Source organism: Arenibacter hampyeongensis (assembly GCF_002909255.1).
Classification (GTDB): Bacteria; Bacteroidota; Bacteroidia; order Flavobacteriales; family Flavobacteriaceae; genus Arenibacter; species Arenibacter hampyeongensis.
This window is the reverse complement of the sequence record NZ_PIOB01000005.1, coordinates 155,483-179,441: the sequence shown is the minus strand read 5'-3', so window position 1 is coordinate 179,441 and position 23,959 is coordinate 155,483. Positions and strand designations below refer to the sequence as shown.

The window sequence follows — 23,959 nt, the reverse complement described above, 5'->3', positions numbered from 1 at the left end:
ATTTTTTAATTCAATAAATTGATTTATAAATCTTATTTCCCTTTTCGAAAGTTAAACGACTTTACCCGTGTAACATGGTCATAGCCAATTTTTGACAGTGTAACGCCCTTTCCTGAATTTTTAACACCCGTCCAAGCCAAGGCAGGATCCAAATAATCACAGCGGTTCATAAACACAGTACCAGTTTCTATTTTCCTTCCCAGATTAAAGGCTCTATCCATGTCATTGCCCCATAAGGAAGCGGTAAGTCCGTATTGGGAATCATTCATTAACCGCAATGCTTCTTCATCGTTCTTTACCTTCATTATTCCAACAACAGGTCCAAAACTTTCCTCGCTCATTACGTCCATGCTATGATCCACATTCACCAGCACATGAGGGGATAAATAGGGAGTATCTCTTTTGGAAGCTGCGAACAGAGATTCGGCCACCAAGGACTTTGCCCCCTTACCCAATGCCTGTTCTATTTGTTTCCTTACGTAATTAGCCGCATCTGTCTTCACCATTGGTCCAAGATTGGTCCCTGCATCCAAAGGATTTCCTAAGCTGTATTGCTTTGTCAACGCTACAAATCCATCAACAAACTTGTCGTACAGGGATTCGTGGACATAAATCCTTTCTATACCACAGCAGGATTGCCCACTATTAAAGAATGCCCCGTCCACCAAATTTTCTACACTGTTGTCCAAAGAGGCATCGGCCATTACATAGGCGGGATCTTTCCCTCCCAGTTCCAAACCACAGGGAATAAACTTATTCAGCAATGAATTTTGAACGGCTATTCCCCCTTGTACAGAACCTGTAAAGTACACCCCATCAATTCTGGTATCGGCAATTAATTGGGCCGCATTTTTATGATTCAGGTGTAATATTTGAAAAACACCCTTCGGTAAGCCGGCCTTCACAGCTGCCTTGGCATATCGTTCCGCAACCAAAGGTGTCTGAAAAGAATGCTTTAACACCACCACGTTTCCTGCCATTAGAGCGGGAACAATAGCATTTACAGAGGTCAGGAAAGGATAATTCCAAGGGCTTAGCACGCCAACTACGCCAATGGGTACACGTTCTACCCATCTTTTATCCGGATTCGCGCTATCTACCACCTTATAATCGGTTAGAGCCTCTTCAGCAGCACCGATCATATAATGGGCTCGGTCTGCAAATCCCTTTATCTCCCCAGGCGATTGGCCCAATGGCCTACCCATTTGCCAAGTAATTTCGAGGGCAATTTCATTTTTATCCTGAACAATAGCCTCTACAAAAGATGTGATATATTTTGCTCGTTCTGCAATAGATAAATCGGACCACAATGAAAAAGCATTTTGTGCTAAACTTAAGGCCTGCTCAATGTCCTTTGGGCCATGTTCTTCAGCAGTATAATAAATACTGTTGTCTATAGGTGATATGGTTTTTATCATTTTTATATTATTTCAAAATAACGTTTTAATTGCCAGTCTGTTATGGCTCCCAGTTGTTGTTGATCTTCCCATAGTCGGGTATACGCATAATGATCCACAAATATATCACCAAACAAGTCTCGTGCAATTTTTGAATTCTTAAATTTCTCGGCGGCATGTGATAAGGTCCTGGGCAACTGAAGCTCCTGAGGAAAATCTACATCATAGGCGTTACCATCCACAGCTTTGGTTGGTTCAATTTTATTCTCTATGCCCCAAATTCCGGAACCAATAGCCGCTGCCAGCGCCAAATATGGATTAATATCGGCTGCAGACACCCTGTATTCCACTCTTTGGGATTTTTCCGATCCAGGGATGGCCCTAAGGGCACAAGTTCTGTTGTCCATACCCCATGAGGCAGCCGTAGGAGCCCAAAAACCAGGAATGAGTCGCGTATAACTATTACAGGTAGAGGCCACCATGGCCAGCAATTCGGGCATTAATTTTTGTTGACCTCCTATAAACCAGCGCATAACGTCTGACATTCCATGTTCCTTGCTTTTATCATAAAAGGCAGATGAACCATCCTTATTTTGCAAAGAAATGTGGATATGTCCGGATTGTCCTGGATAACTGGAAGACCATTTGGCCATAAAAGAGGCCATTAAACTGTTCTGTTGTGCCCATACTTTCACAAAGTTTTTAAACAAAGCCCCATTATCGGCTGCCCTTAGCGCTTCGGAATATTCAAGAGCACCTTCTAGCACCCCTGCCCCGGTCTCGGTGTGCAGACCTTCCAAAGGCATGCCCATCTCCTGGGCAAGACTCATTATTTCGTGGTAAAAATTGGCATGGGTAGAGCTTCTCAATATGGAGTATCCAAAATTACCGGGCGTCATAGGCTCCAAATTATGGTAGTTCTTATCGCGAATAGATTTCGGTGTCTCATTGAACAGAAAAAATTCGAACTCAAAAGATGCGCTTGCCGTATACCCTATATTCCCTAATCTATCCAAGGTTTTACGCAGTACAGATCTGGGGCACACACTGGAAGCATTGCTCTCGGAAAAATCAACCAAAAATATGACCGATTTATAATCTTCCGTTGGCAAAACTCTCATACTGGAGGCATCTATAGTAGCATTGGCATCCGTAAAACCATCTGCCCAACCGGTGAAAGAATCATTCTTATACAAAACATCATTGGAGTCCCAGCCAAAGATTACACTGCAAAATCCGAATCCCTTGTCCAAAGCGGAAAGGAATTTTTTAGAATTTACATACTTCCCACGTAGCACGCCATCTACATCTACTACGGCCAACTTTATATTTTCAATTTGATGTTCCTTAATATATTTCTTAACCGATTCCGGAGTTATTATAGGATCTTCCTTTTTCATCTATTTAAAATTTTTATTAATCTGAAAAAAAGCGTAATAATAATTTTATGCATAAAACAACCGCTACGCTTTCGCATAAAAAAAATTTAGTTATTTCGGTTGGTATGCAAAAAATTAATTTTGTTTATGCTCATTTCATAGGTTCATTATTATTGTTTTCTATAGGCCGGATAAAACTTACGTCTTGGACAATAAAGTTTTACTTGACTACTATATGGTTGATTATTAGACTCTAAGGTATGATTTTAGGACACTGGTATATTTATATTATCCCAGTTGTTGCAAATCCAGGTTTCCAATACATATATCGACAAGAGTATCTTCTATAAAAATATTCATTAATGCCCATCTAGAGGTATAAAATTTAGTTTTTTACTTGAGCTTTTTTTGTTTCGTGCTCCAAGGCAAATTCTTCCTCAGGGGAGAGTATCAATCGATGTCTTCCTTTAAGTCCAAAATATACCAATCCTATTACCAAATAGCCTATGGAAATAAAAACTGCCGTTCTATAGGATTGATCCTGAAGCTGAAAATAGATAATCACACTGGCCAGCAAAATAGTGGTCCAAGCTCCGAATTTCCCAAAAGGACTAACATAGGGTCTTTCCAGATCCGGCTTGTTCTTTCGCAATAACAAAAAGGACCCGCATTGTAAAATATAGGATAACATGGCACTAAAAACAGCGATGTTCAACAAAGCTCCTCCAATAAAAACCTCACTTTCGTTTCCCGCCAAAAATTTGGTGACCATTAAAACCACAAAACCAATAACCGATCCCAAAATTAATGCGGTATAAGGTGTTTTTCTTTTATTATGGGTAAGGGAAAGCATTACAGGAAAATATCCTGCCCTAGATAGGGAATAGATCTGTCTCCCAAAAGCGAAGATAATGGTATGGAATGAGGCCAAAAGTCCAATTGAAGCCACCAAAGCTAAAAGTTTGGCTATGTTGTCCCCGTACAGCACTTTAAATCCGTCCAATAAAGGTTCTCCGGATTGGGATAGGGCAAAGGACCCCAATGGTATTGAAGCATTGAGCCAAAGGATTAAAAAAGCAGAAATAATCAGAGTAATGATCCCATAGGTCAATCCCTTTGGCATATCCTTTTTGGGATCTACCGACTCCTCGGCTGCCAAAGGCAACTGTTCAATGGCCAAAAATAACCATACCGCAAAGGGCATGGCTTTTAATGCTCCTTCCCATCCCAAGGGGAATAATGAACCTCCTCCACCGGGCAAATGCTCAGCAGAACCATCAGCACCTGCTTTAATATCTAACGCATAGGTAGTAAAATCGGCACTTCCGATAGATGATACCCAAAAAATACCCAAACAACCCAAAGCCAATAAAGTGAGGGTGACAGTGAATTTGAATGAAAGCTCCACTCCTATTATATTCAACAGGGTAAAGATGGTATAAAATCCGAACCACCAAAAAGGCAACATTTCGGGCGCAGTTTCAAAGATACCCTGCATATAATTACTGAGAAAAAAAACAATAACGGCGGGTGTAAGAATAAATTCCAAGTTTTCCACCAGTCCTGTAAAGAATCCACCCCAGGGTCCCATGGCAGATCTAGCAAAAGAATACGCGCCTCCCGTATGTGGCAGTGCAGGGGACATTTCTGCTACGCTCTGGGTAAGCCCGACATACATTATGGCTACAATACAGGTTGCAACGAACATACCGCCCCACCCTCCTGAAGCCAGTCCCAAGTTCCATCCGGAAAAATGTCCAGATATCACCGCACCCACCCCCAAGGCCCATAATGACCAAACACCCGCATGGCGTTTAAGTTCCCTGGATTCAAAATAGGATTTGTCCATTTTCTTGTACTTCACGCCTTTGCTCATATCAATTGATCTTGGTTTAGGTTATTTATAAATTGCTAAGTTGATAACTATGAAATAGGGAAAATATGACCCATAAACTTCAATAAGGATTAATATTTTCAAGAAAAAGACCATAGGGAAGGAATCCCTATGGTCTAAAAGATTCATAATAAACTTTACTTAATTATACATTTAATTATTACTGGCAACATCCCACCAAAGTCTGGTATTTAAGTCATCTCCTCCCATTCTTGTGACTGCTTGTTGGTAGTTGGCATTATTTGTTGATTTAACCTCATTAGGAAATTGAAACCTTACTGGGACCAATTTATCATTACCTGCATCTACACCGGGAATAACTTCCGGCATTCCGGTACGTCTCCAATCCGACCAAGCTTCAAAGCCGGTATAGAATAAGGAGATCCATTTTTGCAAGGCAATCTTTTCCAACTTTTCCCCCGCTGTTCCCAAGTAAGCCACAGTAGTCTGTGCTATATAAGCATCCAAGTCAAAAGCTTGTAGATCGGCAGCAATTTCATTCCAACCACCAGCATTGATCCTATCCAAATAATAGGAAAATGAGGCTCTAATACCATTTTCATAGTAAGTTGCGGCATCACCAACGGTAATGAAATTTCTTTCCCTTGCTTCAGCCAAAATATATTGAAGCTCAGAATAATCCATTATTATGGTTTGGGAGGCCGTTGCCGAAGCCAGCTCTACATTACACGCCCTACATCCTAAAAGAATCCCAATTCTGGAAATGAAATTAGACCCAACTTCATCGGGGTTTCCAGAGGGACTATAACTTAAGGCCGCTTCATCGTCCAAGCCATTTGGCATGCCTACATAATCATCTATATTATCGGAATATATACCTTTTCCCGAATTGGAAGTGGGTTGTGCAAAAACGATAAGTCTTCTATCGTTTAGCTCCTTGAGTCTAGTTTCCAAGGTAAGACTTAATCTAACCTCATCAAAACTCCCTGAACGGGTATCATATTTGGGTTGAGGATTATCCGGATTCCATTGTAACAATGCTGCATCCGCATTGCTGCCAAATATGGGATAAGTGCTTAAATCGCCCATAATCTCTGACATGCCGGCAACAGCCTTTGAATTATCAACATCACTGATCCTCATCAACAAACGAAGTCGGAGCGAATTGGCAAATTTTCTCCATTTTAGCACATCCCCACCGTACAATATATCTCCCGATATATTATCTGCTCCAGTCAAGGCTGCATTGGCAGCTTTTAAGTCGGCCAAAATACCATCGTATATTTGCTGTTGTGGTGTAAATTCAGGTGTAATATTATCATCAGAAATTCCTTTTATGGCGTCTGTGTATGGAACATCTCCATAGGCATCCGTTAAATAGGAATAGATCCAAGATTTTACGATCAGCCCAACGCCATAATAATTTTGACGGTCAGGATTCTCTTTGTTATCGCGAATAATATTCTCAATATCCCTTAAACCGTCATAGCATGAATTGTAAGGGTCACTTGTAGGCGACCAATTGTATCTATCACCTGAAGTAAATTGAAGTCGAGCTCCGTACTGTACTACGGTAAAGCCTTCTTCCCATCCTTGATTCCCCCAATTGTAGGCCATTTGCCTTAAAACCCCTGGCAAAAGCAATTCCGAAGAAGCTTGCTCAGGAAAATTCGGGTTTTTATTTATTTCTTCGAAGTCTTCCGTACAACCCATAAAAGCCGCCAAAAGAAACATCATGAAGAAACCCTGTTTTGAAATATGTATGTTTTTCATCTTTTATGCAATTAAAAATCGATTTGTAAATTTAGCGTGTATGTTTTAGTACTGGGATAAGACATATTTTCTATACCCGGCTGTAAAGTACCACCGGCAACGGCCACCGTTTCCGGATCAAAATGCGGGTTATCTGTCCAAAGCACCAAATTTCTACCAGTAAGTGATAATCTTGCCTTGCTAATGGGCAGTTTATCTATAATTCTTGCGGGTACTGTGTAGCCCAAAGAAACTTCACGCAATTTGGTATAGGAAGCATCGTATTTGGCAGCCTCCACATTATCCCTTTCATAATAGCGGTTGTTGTAGGTCCTTACATCCACATTGGTCGTATTTGGAGTATACACTCCAGGAGAGGTTTCCACAACACCTTCGGCCACTATCCCAGTTTCCCTTCCTTCCAAGGTCTCTTTTAATTGCCCGGCAGTTGAACCAATAGTCTTGGTTCTGGATACTACTATTCCTCCCTGCCTAATATCGAACATAAAACCGAAATCCAAAGACCTATATTTAAAACTATTCAGTATTCCGAGGGTATAATCAGGTGCATAATCCCCTTGGTACACTAACCCGTCCGTTCTAATAGGGATACCATTTGAATTAACTATTTTTTGTCCGAAATATTGGCTATTGGGATCTTCAACACGTTGAAAGCCCCTACCGTAAATAGCACTTATAGATCCACCTTCCCTGGCTTGAATAAAAACACTGTTCCTCTCCGTAAGTGTATAATCTATACCTCCCAAATCGGTAACCTCACTTCTATTTCGGGAATAGTTGAACATGGTGTTCCAACTAAAATTAGCAGTTTTTATCGGAACAACATTTAGAATTGCCTCAAAACCATAATTCCTCACTTCCCCGGCATTGATCAATTTACTGGTATATCCACTGGAAATATCCGTACTGATAGGAATAATTTGGTTTTTGGTTCTACCGTCATAATAAGTGGCGTCCAAATTAACCCTACTTTGAAACAAACGAATATCGGCTCCAATTTCATAGGATGAGGTAATCTCAGGTTTCAAAACGGCATTGGGAATCAATGAAGATTCCGTTAAAATGGGATTATCCCCAAAGGGTGTTTCATTGGTGAAAAAACTTGAAAGTTTATAAGGGTCCGTATCGTTACCAACCTCGGCATATGCCGCCCTTAATTTTGCAAAGGACACGAATGATGGCATTTCAAACATATCACTCGCAATGGCGCTCAATGTAGCAGAAGGATAAAAATAGGAATTGTTATCCGTAGGCAGAGTACTGGACCAATCGTTTCTACCAGTAATATCCAAGAAAAGTAAATTGTCATAAGCAAACCTGGCAAAACCGTAGAGACTATTAATTCTCTTCTGTTGATTGTTGGTATTCACTTCCAATGGCTTTCTTGTATTATTAAAAGAATAGATTCCAGGGTTGATCAATTGCGGGGCCACCGTTTGTGTATAATCCTGTCTTTGCCGAAATTGGTTTCCCCCGGCGGATATATTTACGTTCCATTTTTCGTTGAACGTTTTATCATAAGACAAAAGAAAGTCTGTATTGGACTCTTCAAAAAACACATTGTCCTCCCTATAATACCCTAAGGGGAAACGTTGGGTACTAAACGCTCTTTTCTTGGTCCTTAAATCGCGGTAGAAATCCCTACCTGTCCTTACCATTAAATTCCAATTGTCGTTTATGGCATAATTGGCGCTGATATTACCATATACCCTATCCTTATTTTGTGAATTTGTATTCTCATAAACATTAAAGAATGGGTTGTCGTGATAATTGTAGTTATAGTTAAACTGCTGTAAATCTTCTCTTCCAGGCATCCAATAATCGCGCATGCTATTGGTGTTCAATTGCCTACCATACCAAATAAACAGATACATGATGCTTTCGGTACCATAACTCAAGGATGGTCTGTTACCACTATCCGCCTTAATGTAATTAACATTTGTGTTAATTGTTAATTTATCGGTCAGGTTAAGCCCTGTACTTAGGTTAAAGGTATTTCTCGTAAGATCCGTGTTGGGAACAATACCTTCTTGATCCAAATTTTGATAGGAAAACCTAATATTTCCCAAGTCGCCGGATTTAGAAATGGCAATGCTATTGGTCTTCGTATAACCGGTATTGAAGAAATCCAACGTATTATCAGGCATGGAAACCCAAGGCGTAGGAGTAATTGGCGAGTTGCTAACCAAATAATCTCCTCCTCTTGTACCATCAGCTCTAGGCGAATCGAATTGAGGAATCATTAATCCTGTATCGAGTCTAGGGCCCCAACTTTCATCCACTCCATCCGCAATACCACTTCCACTACCATCTACAAATGCAAATTGTTGGTTGTTACCCTGACCATACTCATTTTGCCAATCCGGTAATAGCAAAACACTTTCCATTGTAATACCAGAATTAATGGAAACACCTAATTGACCTTTTTTACTATTTCCTTTCTTCGTGGTTATAATAATTGCACCGTTTGCTGCTCTAGCACCGTATAATGCCGCAGCGGCAGGTCCTTTTAGTACGTTGATCGATTCTATATTTTCAGGATTTATTTCTGAAGCTCCATTGCCATAATCCACATCCTGGGTACCGGAGCCGCTAGATCCAACAATTGAATTACTTATCGGAGTTCCATCCACAATGAACAATGGGGAGTTACCATTAATGTTCAATGAGGCATCGCCTCGTATTGATACTCTGGCAGAACCACCAAGTCCTGAAGGACTGTTGGTAATCTGTAATCCTGCAACTTTACCGGATATACCATTTAAGAGATTTGGTTCCTTTGAGGAGGAAACCTGATCGGCATCCAGCTCCTGAGATGCGTATCCCAAGGATTTCTTTTCCCGTTTAATTCCTAAGGCGGTAACTACTACCTCGCTTAAGCCAGTGGCACTCTCCTCTAAAGTTATGGAGACATTCGCCTGCCCATTTACGGAAACTTCCTTAGTTGTATATCCAATATAGGAAACCACAAGAACAGCATTTTGACTATTTACATCAATAGTAAAATTACCATCAAAATCGGACTGGGTTCCGTTCGCAGTTCCTTTTTCCAGTACGTTTGCCCCCGGCAACATATTCCCTTCACCATCAACAATACTCCCATTTACTACGAACTGCTGATAGACTTCAACCTTCTTTACAACATCTTTGATTTGTGATCTATCATTTTTTTCAGGTTTTAGAACAATCTGTTTGTCCAATACCTCGTAAGTAATATCCATCTTGGAAAAAAGCCTTTCCAAAATGGCAGTTACCAATTCCTTATCCGCACTTACAGAGACAATTTTCTTATAATCTACCTCCTTATCGTTGTACATGAATTTGAATTCTGTAAGTGATTCAATTTTATTCAATACATTTTCGATACTTACATTTTCGAGATTCAATGTAATCTTGGTCTTTTGACCATAAGTTTCGTTTGCATGAATTTGAAAAAGCGAAACAATTAATATAACTAATGTAGTAAGTTTCATTTTCAAATCATATTGTAGCCGGAAACAGGATTCCCTCTCCAGCTTAATTAGGTTTTTCATATTTTTGTAGTGTGTTAGTGGTTAATTAATTTAATCACGTTCTATCGGGGAGTGTTGGCGCACTTTCCGATTTTTTTTTGCCCTTATGCCCTGATTAAAATAATAATTTAAGCGTTTAAGCTAATACTGTGATTTATTTAAATTTAAGAAGGTTCAATTCATTGGCCGCTGGTTTATTAGTTAATAACTATTTGTCTGTTGTTGATCTTATAATCCATTTCGTAGGTCTCATTGAAAGTTCTAAAAACTTGATCAATGGTTTCAATATCAAAACTGGCCGTAAACAATTCCTCATCCAGTTTTAGATTATTGTTGGTAATCTCCACATTATAATGTCGTTCCAATTTTTTGACTATGTTCTTAAAGGGCACATGTCTCAATATAATTTTTCCATTCAGCCAATCGGTATGCATTGCTATATCCGCCGCTTCAATCATAATTTGCTGATTGAATTTATTCCATTCCGCTTTATACCCAGGTTCCAATGGAGCAGCTTTGGAAGAATCAAAGGTGCCATTACTATTATAAACCAAGACAGATCCCTCAACAAGTGTGGTATTGATAAATTGATCCTCAGGATAGGAGGACAAGTTAAATTTAGTCCCCATCACCCTTACGTTAAGTTCGTTGGTATTAACTATAAATGGACTCGCCAAGTCTTTGGCAACAGTAAAAAAAGCTTCCCCATTTAGAAAAACTTGTCTGTTATCCCCATCTAAAAATTGTACCGGATACTTAAGGGATGTTCCTGAGTTTAGAATTACTTGGGTCCCATCGGACAATACTATATCAAACCTTTTACCATAAGGAACAGTGAGGGTATTATAGATCAATTCTTCTTTTGAAGTTTCGTTCGTTTTATAAACCAACTGTGACCCTCGCTGAGACCCTAGCACGTTGCCTTCAGAATCCACAACTCTGGCCGTCCCATCCTCTGAAATAATTTCTACAGTTCCATCGCTCAATTGCAGGGTAATGGCATCTTTGGATATTATTGGAGTAGAACCCGAATCATTAATATTGTCCTTAAAAATATACGTTACCCCTACGAGAAGTGCCAAAACAGCAGCGGATTTCAAAATAGTAAATAGAACGCGACCTTTATTTTTGGTAGTTGAATTTTTGGAATTGATATTGGTATGGTAAAAAGAATTCAAATCTACCTCCGTTTCATCCATCGTGGAAGCAATATATTTGGCTTTGAAAGAGTAGAATTTCTTGGCATTTTGATCATTGGATGTAATCCAAGCCTCAACCTCCTCTACTTCTGTAGAAGTAGCCGTACCCCTAAGGTAATTGGAAATTTTTTTATCCATCATCATCCAAAGTATAGTATTAAGACGATTCAAAAAGGACTTACACCTAGTACTAACTAAAAAATTTATTGGGAAATGGTAATAAACTCCCGTAAATGAAGCTTCATATGCCTTAGGGCATTTGCAATATGGTTGTCTACGGTCTTATGTGAAATGCCCATCTGCGAGGCTATTTCACCATGCTTCAACCCCTCGAATCTACTTTTTTTGAAAATATTTTTACACTTTTCCGGTAACAATTCTATGCTCTGAATAATTTTGCTTTCCAGTTCATTTTCCAGCAAAAGGGAGGCCGCGTCATCTTGAATGAATTGGTATTGAATTTCAGACTTAATTCGAAAACGTTGATCTAAGAAATTTCTTTTAACCTTTTCATGCCTTAATTGGTCCAAGCATGAATTCTTGGTCATGGTATATAAGTAACTATTAATATTGGTCACTTCCTTAAGTGTCCCTTTATTTTCCCAAATTTTTAGAAATACATTTTGGACAATACTTTCTGCCTCTTGGTGGTAAATTAAATATCCCTTGGCAATTTGTACAAGTTTGGAGTAGTAAAGTCTAAACAAGGTCTCAAATGCACATTTCTCTCCCTTTTCCAAAAGGGAAAGAAAAAAATCATTGTTGACATTAGGTTGACTCTTTTTCAACTTATCAATGGATTTAAACTCTAGGCTAAACCTTTTAACCTACCATGGCAATTGTACTTTTTACAATGGCATGTGGCCTACGGATTCAACTAATTTTTCCTCATCGCCGTTCTATTAAAGCTATAATTATATATTAGGTGCAATCAATTTTACTTCTGATAAATTCCATAAAAAAACATCCAATATTACGTACTTTTATTGCAGATTTTAAATAGATGGAATTTTAATATCATCCCAATTTAACAAATTATTATAATTTTACCAAAGATTGGGTTTCCTTAAATCTTAAATCGATATTGATTTTGGGCCTTCATAATTTTTGGGAATCTAATTGCCTATTTCGGCAATTTTCACCGGTCTTTTTTCCTTTAATGACTTAATGGCCGCCAATCCAATTTGAAGTGACATCAACCCATCATTTCCATCCACAGGGACGGCGTCGCCATTTTTTAAACTCATTACATAGCTGGCCATTTCCGTTTTATACGCTTCAGCATATCTCTCCAGGAAGAAATGAAGGGGAAGTGCCCCTTGGATTCCCTTATTTGTATAAAGGCGATGCGAGTTTTCATAATTGTTATCTGCCTGTGCCATTCCCTTAGATCCAAATACTTCTATTCTTTGGTCGTAACCATATGCGGCCTCCCTACTGTTGTCTATAACAGCCATAGTACCGTCTGTATAGGTCAAGGTAACAACTGCGGTGTCAATATCCCCTGCCTTACCTATGGCGGCATCCACCAAAACAGCTCCCTTGGCATATACCTCCTCTACTTCCTTGCCTACAACAAAGCGGGCCATATCAAAATCGTGAATGGTCATATCCAGGAAGAGTCCTCCTGATTTTTCAATATAGCTTACAGGTGGTGCACCCGGATCTCGGCTTGTAATTTTTACCAAGTGGGGCTCACCTACGGCACCCTGTTTTACTAGTTCATGAACCTTTCTAAACTCTTTATCGAACCTACGGTTAAAACCTAACATCAACTTAATATTGGCCTTCTTTACCACTTTCAACACCTCAACCACCCGTTGCATGGAAAGGTCCAAAGGTTTTTCACAGAAAACATGGATACCAGCATTCGCTGCCATTTCAACATAATCGGCATGGGTATCCGTTGGGGAACAAATCACAACAGAATCGAAAGGGGCAACAGCCAACAGCTCTTCATAAGAATTTGTGATATGGGGTATGTTCTTTGCCTTTGCATATTGTCTACATTCTTCCATTGGGTCCATAACTGCAACTACTTCCACATGTTCCATCTGAAGTAAGTTTTCCAAGTGGATCTTTCCTATCCTTCCCAATCCTGCTACGGCGAATCTAACTTTTGTCATCGTTTTATATTTCTTAATGATCGTTTTCTGAAAATTCAATTAACTAAAGCCCCAAGGATTTTATATAATCCCTATTGGCCTGTGCACATATTTTTGGGTTTCCCATACCAGGTAAAATATCCTGTTCTACAACGATCCAATCGTTGTATTTCATTTCTTCCAATATTTTTACAATGGATTGAAAATCTACCGATCCTTTTCCCAGTTCACAAAACACCCCTCTTTTAAGGGCATCAAAGTAATCCCCGTTTACCTTTTGCGAAGCCTGGGCCGCTTCGGGACTATAATCCTTGAAATGAACATGCCATATTCTATTCCCAAACTTTTTTAGGGCAGTGACCGGATCTCCACCACCAAAGGCGTAATGCCCCATATCCAAACACAATCCCAATATTTGCGGGTCGGTCAAAGTCATAAGCTTGTCTATTTCCCCAGGGGTTTCTACATAACCCGCGCAATGATGGTGGAACACTGTTCTTATACCATACGCATCCTTCACAGCCCTTGCAATCTTTTCAGCTCCGGCAGCATAAACTTTCCATTGTTCATCCGTAAGCCCCATAGCGGGTTTAATTCTTCCGGCATTTTTGGTGCGTTCAGGAACCGATCCATTGTCATCGGCCAATACAATAAAAGAATTCTTATAACCGGCGTTGAACATAAGCTCGGCCACTTTTAAGGCAGATACAACACCCTTGTCATGATTGTCCACTTGGGCCAAAGCTACTGGGACAAAAGCTCCCAGCAGATCCAAGTGTCTGTTATCCAATTCTGCTTTTAATTGGACGGGGTTGGTGGGCATGTATCCCCAATCGCCCAGTTCAGTGCCAATATATCCTGTTTCCTTAATTTCATCCAATACCTGTTCAAAGCCAATCTCTTCGGATTTTTCTTCCAGGTCAAATTCCAAGGCGCCCCATGAACAAGGAGCATTAGCAATTTTCATCATTCCTTTTTCTGATTAAAATTTTCTTGACCAAATGTTCGGCCATCTTTCTATTATTACCTTGGTCTGTGTAAAGAATTCTATGGCATGCTTGCCTTGGCCGTGCAAATCTCCAAAAAAGCTATCTTTCCAACCACTGAACGGGAATTGGGCCATTGGGGCAGCAACCCCTATATTTATACCAATATTTCCAGCATCGGCCTCATTTCTAAACCTTCTGGCATTGGCACCACTACCGGTAAATAAACAAGCCATGTTACCATAATTCCCGCCATTTACAAATTTCAGGGCATCATCTATATTCTTCATGGATATCAAACTCATTACGGGACCAAAAATTTCAGTTCCAATAAGTTCCTTATCCAGGGCCACGTCCTCCAAAATAGTAGGGTTCAGGAAGTTTCCTTTCTCATATCCCGAAATGGAAGCATTTCGTCCGTCCAAAAGCACTTTGGCCCCTTCATCAATTCCTTTTTGGATCAATCCCGTAATTCTTGCCTTACTTTCAGGAGTAATTACCGGTCCCATATTTATCTCCCTATCCAAACCATAACCTGTAGTTCTGGATTTAACGGTTTCGTAAAGGGCATCCTTAATCTGTCTTTTTTGATCATCTACAGTTATAATTGTGGAAGCCGCCAAACATCTTTGTCCTGCACAACCATAAACGGAGTCCGCTATTATTTTGGCAGACATTTCTATATCCGCATCTGGCAGTACCACCACTGGATTTTTGGCTCCCCCTTGCGCCTGAACCCGCTTACCATTGGCCGTGCCCTTGGAATAGATATATCTAGCTACCGGAGTACTCCCCACAAAACTCACTGCTTTAATGGAAGGGTGTTCCAGAATGGCATCTACGGAATCCTTACCGCCGTGAACTAAGCTTACAAGACCCTTTGGAATATCCAATTGATCTAAAAACTCAAATATCTTCATCATGGTCAAAGGCACCTTCTCGGAAGGTTTTACTACAAAAGCGTTACCCGTAGCAATTGCATAGGGCAAGAACCAGAAAACGATCATACTGGGAAAGTTGAACGGAGTTATACAAGCTGCCACACCTAAGGGTTGCCTTATCATCATTTCGTCTATTCCCGTAGCAATATCTTCAATAACATCACCTGCCATAAGCATGGGCGTTCCGCATGCCACTTCGATATTTTCTATAGCACGCTGAATTTCCCCCACGGATTCCCCGTAAGTTTTGCCGGACTCTTTGGTAATAATCTCAGCGAGTATCTCGGTATTTTCCTCCATGAGTGTTTTTAAGCGATACAGCACCTGTACCCTTTTTAACACAGGAACTTTGCTCCATTCCTTATAAGCCTTTGATGCTGCCTCAACAGCCAAATCAACATCCTTTTGGGTTCCCTTGCCATAGGGAACCTTTGCCAAGACCTCTTGCGTGGCCGGGTTTACGATGTCCTTTGTTTCTTTTGAGGTGCTTGGAGTCCAAACACCATCGATATAATTTTTTAGAATTTCCATTTTTTTAAATATTTAATATTTTTGATTATAGTGCTCCTACTGATTGTTCCAGAGCAAAACATAGATTAAAATAGTAACAGCGCATAACCCAATGGACATGGGTATGGTATATTTCCAGGTAGTCAGATTTACTGCTCCGACATCCGTAATTTCGTACTTGTTCTCATTTGGATAGAAGTAGGATACAGAATACATTATGGCCACGTTCAACAAGAATTCTATCCCCCATAAATGTACGAAATGAATGCCATGACTGGTATAGCCCCAAGTCATAAAAACATAAAAACTTAGTCCGAAAATCAGGGCCACTTTAGCACCCATTGCCGAGACTTTTTTCATAAAGAAACCCGCCAATAAAATGGAGGCAATTGGAATAAAAAATATTCCGTTCAGTTCTTGCAACAATTGGTACAGTCCATCTGAGGCATTGGCCACCATTGGAGCGGCAAAAATGGCCATAATGGCTAATATGGCAGAGGTTATTTTTCCAATCTTCACCAATTTGGTGTCACTTACATTTTTGGCTATATGTTTCTTATAAATGTCCATACTAAATAAGGTAGCAACAGAATTTAAAACAGAATTAAAAGTGCTCAATACCGCTCCCATGATTACGGCTGCAAAAAAGCCTATCAACCAAACAGGTAAGACTTTTTTAACCAATTGGGGGTACACGGAGTCTTGCTGGTCAAAATAAGTATCTTGAAAATAATAGTAACAAATTACCCCGGGCAACACAATTATCAAGGGAATCAAGATCTTAAAAAGACCGGTTATTAAAAGTCCCTTTTGGGCTTCCTTCAGATTTTTCGCCCCCAAAGCCCTTTGGATAATTGTCTGGTTCATTCCCCAGAAATAGAGCTGATTAATGATCAATCCCGTAAACAAAACTTCAAAAGGCAATACAGAGTCCCTTGCCCCTACCACATTGAATTTCTCGGGGGCATAGTCATATACCTTTACCAATCCGTCCCAAATGTTGTTATCTCCTATGGCCATCAACGCCAATATTGGTATTAATAGACCTCCCAATAAAAGTCCAAATCCATTAATGGTATCGGAATAGGCCACGGCCTTTAAACCTCCAAATATGGCGTATATGGACCCTATGACCCCAATAATGACTACTGTTATCCATAGCCCTTCGGATTTACTCACCCCAAGAGCCTCCGAAACACCAAACAAACTTTCGATACCTATTGCACCAGAATACAACACAATAGGCAACAAAGTAACCACAAATGAAAAGATCAGAATGGCGGCTACCATAGTCCTTGTTAACCCATCAAATCTACTTTCCAGAAACTGTGGTATAGTGGTCAGTCCCATTTTTAAATATTTGGGAACAAAAAAAATGGCGGCAATTACTAGGGCTATAGAAGAGGTAACCTCCCAGGCAATTACAATAAAACCATTGACATAGGAATTGCCGTTCATCCCAATAAGATGTTCCGAGGAAATATTGGTCAGCAACATGGAACCCGCAATTACGATTCCAGTTAAACTTCTACCTCCCAAGAAATAGCCGTCGGAGGATGTTAAATTGGTTTTTCTAAGACTGTACCAAGTAAAAAAGGCAACCCCTCCAGTAAAAATAAGGAAAGACGTTAAAATAATAATGAGTTCGGAATTCATAAGGCTGGTTGGTTATGGTCTATAAATAATATTTTTGGGTTTTCTTATTTTCCCTATAGGTTTCCAAAGATTTTTTGACGCCACTTTTCTCTGACACTTCGGCTACCGCTACATCCCACCAGGCAAATCCTGGGACAGCTTTTTTACGGTCCACCTCAATATAGATTACCGTGGTCTTGTCTATGGTTTTTGCCTTTTCAAGGGCTGCATTTAATTCCTTTACATTTTTCACTTTAATCACATGTGCCCCCATACTCGCGGCATTGGCCGCATAATCTATAGGCAATAATCCTCCGTCCAATTGATCGGTGTCCTCATTTCTGTACCTATAATAGGTTCCAAAACCTTCGCTTCCAAGAGAACTGGACAAGCTTCCAATACTGGAATAGCCATCGTTGTTCAATAAAATAATTGTCAGTTTCTGTTTTTCTTGAATTGAGGTCACGATTTCTTGGGACATCATTAGGTAACTACCATCGCCCACCATTACATATATCTCACTTTCGGGCCGTGCCATTTTAGCACCCAATCCACCGGCTATCTCATAACCCATGCAAGAATACCCGTATTCCAGATGGAAGCCCTTGGGGTTTCTGGTCCTCCACAATTTATGAAGGTCTCCGGGCAGGCTACCTGCGGCGCAAAGTACTATATCCTCTGGGTTCGAAAATGAATTTACAGCTCCGATCACTTCCCCTTGAAATGCGGGCACTTCATTCTTTTCGGCATAGATATCCGCTACAAATTGATCCCAACTCTTATTAAAGTTTTCTACTTTCCCACTATAATCCGCGCTTACTTTAAAATTGGACAGCTCTTTGTCCAAAGTTTCCAATATGGCCTTGGCATCCCCTACCAAAGGAAGTGCTCCATGTTTAAAGGAATCGAATTCCGTTATATTTATATTGATAAAACGGACATTGGGATCTTGAAATGCGGATTTGGATATGGTAGTAAAATCACTATATCTTGTGCCGACCCCAATGACCAGATCGGCCTCTTTTGCTATCTCTATGGCCCCAGGTGTTCCTGTTACACCAGCTGCTCCCAGGTTCTGTGGTTCGTTGTAATCCAAGGCGCCCTTTCCCGCAAAGGTTTCCGCAACGGGAACCCCCGTTCTATTGACCAATTTTTTTAAAATTGCCGTGGCATCGCTATAAATAGCACCACCCCCGGCAATGATCATTGGTCTTTTACTTTCTTTGATTTGTCCAATTGCCCTTGCCAATAACGTTTGATCTGGCATGGTCCTACCTATATGCCAAACTCTTTTTTGGAACATTTCTACTGGAAAATCAAAGGCTTCCGCCTGAACATCCTGTGGAATGCACAAGGTAACAGTTCCTGTTTCTGCCTGTGAAGTTAGTACCCGCATTACTTCGGGCAAGGAGGTAATCAATTGTTCCGGCCTATTTATTCTGTCCCAATATTTGGAAACGGGCTTAAAACAATCATTGACCGATATATCCTGGGTAACATTGGATTCCAATTGCTGCAATACCGGCGCAACCTGTCTTGTGGCAAATATGTCACCAGGAATCAAAAGGATAGGAATCCTATTAATAGTGGCTGCCGCAGCGCCGGTAAGCATATTGGTAGCTCCGGGCCCTATAGAGGAAGTACAGACAAAGGTTTGTAATCTATTTTTTACTTTGGCAAAGGCCGCCGCAGCATGCACCATTCCCTGCTCGTTCCTGGCCACATAATATGGAAAATCCAGATTCTGATGCAGTGCCTGTCCTATTCCCGCTACGTTCCCATGCCCTAAAATTCCGAAACAACCGGCAAAAAATTTGTTCTGAACGCCATCGCGTTCTACATATTGGTTCTTAAGATATTCAATTGTGGCCTGGGCCACCGTAAGTCTTTTTGTTTTCATCGCTTATAAAATTAAAATCCGCCCTTCTGATTTATAAAATCCATGGATTCTTCCAAGGTGGGCATAAAGTTGGCACAACCCTTTTTAGTTACCACTTGCGCACCACTGGCATTGCCCATTCTGCACGCCTTTTTTAAATCCCACCCTTGTAGTATTCCGTATAGAAATCCGCTGGCAAAGGCATCCCCTGCGCCCAGCACATTTAAAACCTCAACTGGAAACCCTGGAACATCCTCTTTGGAACCATCCTTTTGGTATATACTGGCACCCTTCTCTCCCCGTTTTACTATAAGTGTCTCTATGCCCGAGGCAAGCAGTTGCTTAATGGACACCTCTATATCACCTTTAATTTCCGGGGCGGAAATCTGTTGTTCCTTAATGGTTACTTGCGAGGAATTGATCAGCGTGGCGGCAAGAATTTCCTCTTCCGTACCAATGGCCATTTTAACCCTGGGCAAAATAGCCCTAACGGTTAATCCAAACGCCCTGTAATCGTGCCATTGGTCCGCTCTAAAATCCAGATCGAGAACTACGTCGACATCATTTCTATTAGCGATTTCAGTGGCATAAAAAGTTGCACTCCTGGTAGGTTCTATATTGAGGGCAGTACCATTGATCAACAATATTTTGTAGTGTGGAATATTGGCATTGTCCACGTCATCGATATCCACCTGACTATCGGCCGCGTTATCCCTGTAATACACCAAGGGAAATTTATCCGGAGGTTCTATTCCCAGAACAACCGCGCTACTCCTAGTCCCATTTTTTACAGGTATAGCATGGGTATTTACCCCTTCCCCATTTAAGAAATTTAGTATAAACTCTCCCACTTTGTCATTACCAACCGCGGTCAAAAGGCTGGCATTTACACCCAATCTTGCACATCCCACAGCTATATTAAGTGGAGACCCCCCCACAAAGGCATCAAACCCCTTAATATCATTAAATGGCGAACCTATATTCTGTGAATAAAGGTCAATACTAGATCTCCCAAACGTGATTACATCAAACTTTTTATCGCTCATTTCCTATTGTTGTTTATTCATTTCCGCTGTTACCAAGGGTAATCTTTTGTCTTTTGAGGTCCAGGAATCATAAATCCATTCATGGTCCGGGTCTGTGGTATTGGCCAAACATTGGTCCGTTCCTGCCAAGAAATTAAGGTAGTAGCAATGAAATCCGTGTTCTGCTACCACAGGATGAAAACCTTTGGGAATCATCACCACGTCATTATGTCTAGGCCTAACTATCTCATCCAAGGACCTGTCCTTGGTATAGACCTGCTGTATGGCATATGCCTCCGGTTTTTGAAATTTATAGAAATACGTCTCTTCTTGTATCGGTTCCAAAACGGTACCTTCAGCGTCTACAATGCGTTCATCATGTTTGTGGGCCGGAAAGGAACTCCAATTCCCAGAGGGCGTATATACTTCACGCACCACTATTTTGCTACAACCAAAACCCGGTGGCACCAGATCATTGAACTGGCGGGTAGCATTGTCACCGCCAAAAATAACTACGGGAGTGTCCTCTGGGGTGACGAATTTAGCAGGGAAATCTTCTTCGACCTTGCACCAACCATACCCTATATCCAAAGTATTGCTAGTAGCCGTTAACGTAAATTTACTATTTCGGGATAGGTAAAGGGTATGTGCCACCCCGCTAAAAACGTCTATTCTTCCATTTTTTGTTTCCCAGTTTCCTTTATCGCTTTCCACTTTAAAATTGCCACTTAACAACACTATTACCATTTCGTTATCCTTGGTATCGTATTGCCAAGTTTCACCTTTGGTCATTAATCTCGTCCCAAAATTCAGATATTCCCATTTAGCCGATGCGGGTGTAATTTGATGATATACTCCAGTTTTGGATTTTGGTTTTATCTGCAAATGTGAATTATGTTCCATAATTTTTAATTTTAAAATTTTAAGTCGCTTACTTTCCCGGTGGCACCCAATAGATCGAACTTTTCCAGCATAAATTTTTCGTAATCGCCCATATAGGTCTTCCCTGGAATAACGGGGTCGAAAAGCTCTGGAGTATCCCTGAAGAATTCCCTATGCACCCTGGTCCACAATAGTCTGGTATCTGTTGCTATATTGATCTTACACACCCCATAGGCAATGGATTTCACAATCTCTTCCGGCGAAACCCCGGAGGCACCTTCATTCAAATGCCCTCCTGCCTTATTGATCCGTTCTATTTCCTCAAAATTAACGGCAGAGCCGCCATGCAACACTATAGGGAATTTAGGCAATCTCCGCTGAATTTCCTCCAATATTTTAAACTGAATACCATTTCCGCCGGAAAACTTATAAGCTCCATGACTGGTGCCTACTGCTACCGCCAAACTATCACATTCCGTTAATTCCACAAATTCCTGCACTTCCGAGGGCTGGGTATATTTGGCATGTTTTTCGTCTATGGACAAATCATCTTCAACACCGCTCAGCACTCCCAGTTCTGCCTCTACAACAATATTTTTTTTGTGCGCTTGTTCCACTACTGCTTTGGTCCTTTTTACGTTCCCATCAAAATTATCATGGGAGGCATCGATCATAATGGAGTCATAATCGTTGGATTGTATTGCATTAAAGGCATGTTCCTCGTTCCCATGATCCATGTGAACGGAGTACACTGCCTTGGGGTATATTCTGGAAGCAGCACGGATCATCCCAATGAGCATTTCGGGATGGGCATAATTCCTTGCCGCTGGTGTAATTTGGACAAGAAAAGGGGCATTTGCCCTTTCTCCCGCACTAAAAAGCCCGAGAACCTGTTCCATGGTAAAAACATTGACCGCTGCTATGGCATATTTGCCATAACACTGATCATAAAATATCTTGGGCGAAAGGTGCATGAGAATATAAATATTTAAAATGCAAACGAATCATACTACTATAAATAAACAATAAAAATCTCCCTTTAGAAAACTATTAATGCTAAAAAAACATGCAAAGGTTTGCATTATGTGTAAAATTCCCTGATCAAGGGATTATAGATTGTGCATAGTCGTCTTGAAGAGGTTCTGGGTAAATACATAAAGAAAAAACCTTTAAGCCAAGCTAAAGTCAATTACCCTTTACAAGAACAATTAACACAGCCATTTACCTACTCCTTAAACAACTCCTCGATAGGCACACCAATACAGGCACCCGGAAATTTTATTCCCAAGAGCATGGAAATCGATGGTGCTATGTCTGTAATGCTATATTTCCTTGTAGAGGACCCTTTAGGTATTTTATTTCCAAACCACAACAATGGCACATGGGTGTCATAGCTATAACCTGTTCCATGTTCAGTTCCATATTTTCTGTATTTACTCCAAGAAGGATTAAACAACACAACAATGTCTCCGGAGCGTTTTATATTAAAACCTCTTTGTACCATGCCCATTTCAAATTGAGTATATTCAAATTTTTCAAGATCAGTACGCAGCAATACTTGAAAAACACCTTCTATTTTTAATAGTTCTTGTTTACTTTCTTCCAAAACAGTATTGAAATTTAGTTGCATCGCCTCTATTTTTTCCTTATCGAAAAAGAGCTGACCATTAGACATATTTTCTATCAAATCTTTTGCATTATACCTAGCGTCTAAATACATATTTAAACTGCTTACAATTGTATCGCTATCAAAATATCCAGCCGGAATTTTATTATTTTTCAAGTACTGCGGGACATCTGTCGCGGCATGATCCGCAGTTAAAAAGAAAGTGTAATTTCCTTTGCCTACTTGTGCATCCAATTTACGTAATAAGGAAGCAATGTCTTGATCTAATCGTATATAAGTGTCTTCTATTTCTATGGAATGAGGACCGAATGCATGCCCAATTTTATCAGTACTCGAAAAACTAATTGCCAGAAAATCGGTTTCCTCACCTTTTCCTAATTTTTCATTTTCAAGAGCTGCATAAGCCATCAGTGCTACTATTGTATTTCCAAAAGGAGTCTCTTGTAAAATATCGAATTGGTCTTCATCGGATAGTTTTTTAAATTCATAAGGGAAGGAGGCATTGTTTTTATGATGAAAAACTTTTTCATAGGCTTGCTCATCAATAGTGCTTTCAGTATAGCTGCCAATGGGCCGTATAGTATGCCACCCATTTTTCAACAATGATTTTACATACCCTTCTTTATTGAATTTTTCAACCCATGCAGGAAGTTCTTGCTTGTAATAAGTACTTGTTATGAAGTTTCCCTTTTCAGCATCGTACCAATATGCCCCATCGGACATATGTCCGCCCGGTAAAATGGCACCTCTATCCTTTAAAGAAATGCTTATCACCTTCGACTTACCATCATTTGATAATTGCAATTCATCGGTAATTGTTGTCGACAACATTTTATGAGGTGAACGTTGCCCACTAGACCCTTCTCCTCCTACGGTTTGCGTGCTATAATCGTCAACATTATTAATTTCCTTTTTTAAAGTTCGATCGTACCATTCATTTGCAATGATACCATGGTACTTTGGGGTAGTACCCGTATAAACTGATGCATGTCCTGGGGCTGTTTTAGTGGGAATGTAATTGTAATTTGCATTTCTACAAACAAATCCATCATTCATTAAGCGTTTAAAGCCATCATCGGAAAATTTATCTTGAAATCTGTATAGATACTCTGCTCTCATTTGATCCACAATAACGCCAACAACAAGTTTTGTTTTTGCTTGGGGTTGTTGCGAAAAACTGTTTACTGAAATGAGGCAACATAATATTATGAATAGGGAATGTTTAGTTAGACCACGCATGTTTAAATGAGGTTT

General features: G+C 40.3%; 16 protein-coding genes. All 16 read right to left on the bottom strand.

What is annotated here, in order from left to right:
* Positions 1-32: 32 nt before the first annotated feature.
* Positions 33-1,418 (bottom strand): aldehyde dehydrogenase family protein, encoded by a 1,386-nt coding sequence (locus CWD91_RS13955; protein WP_103441572.1) that lies wholly within the window; start codon positions 1,416-1,418, stop codon positions 33-35.
* A gap of 2 nt (positions 1,419-1,420) precedes the next feature.
* Positions 1,421-2,797 carry a glutamine synthetase family protein gene (locus CWD91_RS13950; protein WP_103441571.1) on the bottom strand — a complete coding sequence of 459 codons (1,377 nt, stop codon included), beginning with the start codon at positions 2,795-2,797 and terminating at the stop codon, positions 1,421-1,423.
* 364 nt (positions 2,798-3,161) lie between these two features.
* Positions 3,162-4,652, bottom strand: coding sequence for an amino acid permease (locus CWD91_RS13945; protein ID WP_103441570.1), 1,491 nt, complete (start codon positions 4,650-4,652; stop codon positions 3,162-3,164).
* 171 nt (positions 4,653-4,823) lie between these two features.
* Entirely contained in the window at positions 4,824-6,404 is a 1,581-nt protein-coding gene (locus CWD91_RS13940; RefSeq protein WP_205164641.1) for a SusD/RagB family nutrient-binding outer membrane lipoprotein, read from the bottom strand.
* 11 nt (positions 6,405-6,415) lie between these two features.
* A complete protein-coding gene (locus CWD91_RS13935) occupies positions 6,416-9,877 on the bottom strand; it encodes a SusC/RagA family TonB-linked outer membrane protein (RefSeq protein WP_239985789.1) in 3,462 nt (1,153 codons plus the stop codon).
* 236 nt (positions 9,878-10,113) lie between these two features.
* Entirely contained in the window at positions 10,114-11,259 is a 1,146-nt protein-coding gene (locus CWD91_RS13930; protein ID WP_103441569.1) for a FecR family protein, read from the bottom strand.
* 59 nt (positions 11,260-11,318) lie between these two features.
* Positions 11,319-11,903, bottom strand: a complete 585-nt coding sequence (locus CWD91_RS13925) for an RNA polymerase sigma-70 factor (protein ID WP_239985787.1) — start codon at positions 11,901-11,903, stop codon at positions 11,319-11,321.
* A 327-nt stretch (positions 11,904-12,230) separates the two neighbouring features.
* Positions 12,231-13,241 carry an inositol 2-dehydrogenase gene (iolG, locus tag CWD91_RS13920; RefSeq protein ID WP_103441568.1) on the bottom strand — a complete coding sequence of 337 codons (1,011 nt, stop codon included), beginning with the start codon at positions 13,239-13,241 and terminating at the stop codon, positions 12,231-12,233.
* Between the two features lie 43 nt (positions 13,242-13,284).
* The gene (locus CWD91_RS13915) at positions 13,285-14,190 is read right to left on the bottom strand and encodes a sugar phosphate isomerase/epimerase family protein (protein ID WP_103441567.1); all 906 of its coding nucleotides are present in this window, start codon (positions 14,188-14,190) and stop codon (positions 13,285-13,287) included.
* Between the two features lie 12 nt (positions 14,191-14,202).
* Entirely contained in the window at positions 14,203-15,678 is a 1,476-nt protein-coding gene (locus CWD91_RS13910; RefSeq protein WP_103441566.1) for a CoA-acylating methylmalonate-semialdehyde dehydrogenase, read from the bottom strand.
* Positions 15,679-15,714: 36 nt separating this feature from the next.
* Complete coding sequence (locus tag CWD91_RS13905; protein WP_239985785.1) at positions 15,715-17,313, bottom strand: solute:sodium symporter family transporter; 1,599 nt, start codon at positions 17,311-17,313, stop codon at positions 15,715-15,717.
* Positions 17,314-17,332: 19 nt separating this feature from the next.
* Positions 17,333-19,192, bottom strand: coding sequence for a 3D-(3,5/4)-trihydroxycyclohexane-1,2-dione acylhydrolase (decyclizing) (gene iolD / locus CWD91_RS13900; RefSeq protein ID WP_103441565.1), 1,860 nt, complete (start codon positions 19,190-19,192; stop codon positions 17,333-17,335).
* Between the two features lie 11 nt (positions 19,193-19,203).
* A complete protein-coding gene (iolC, locus tag CWD91_RS13895; RefSeq protein ID WP_103441564.1) occupies positions 19,204-20,217 on the bottom strand; it encodes a 5-dehydro-2-deoxygluconokinase in 1,014 nt (337 codons plus the stop codon).
* Positions 20,218-20,220: 3 nt separating this feature from the next.
* Entirely contained in the window at positions 20,221-21,099 is an 879-nt protein-coding gene (gene iolB, locus CWD91_RS13890) for a 5-deoxy-glucuronate isomerase (protein ID WP_103441563.1), read from the bottom strand.
* An 11-nt stretch (positions 21,100-21,110) separates the two neighbouring features.
* Positions 21,111-22,052, bottom strand: a complete 942-nt coding sequence (locus CWD91_RS13885; protein ID WP_103441562.1) for a class II fructose-bisphosphate aldolase — start codon at positions 22,050-22,052, stop codon at positions 21,111-21,113.
* Between the two features lie 251 nt (positions 22,053-22,303).
* On the bottom strand, positions 22,304-23,944 hold the full coding sequence (gene pafA, locus CWD91_RS13880; protein ID WP_103441561.1) for an alkaline phosphatase PafA: 1,641 nt from the start codon (positions 23,942-23,944) through the stop codon (positions 22,304-22,306).
* Between the last annotated feature and the right edge of the window lie 15 nt (positions 23,945-23,959).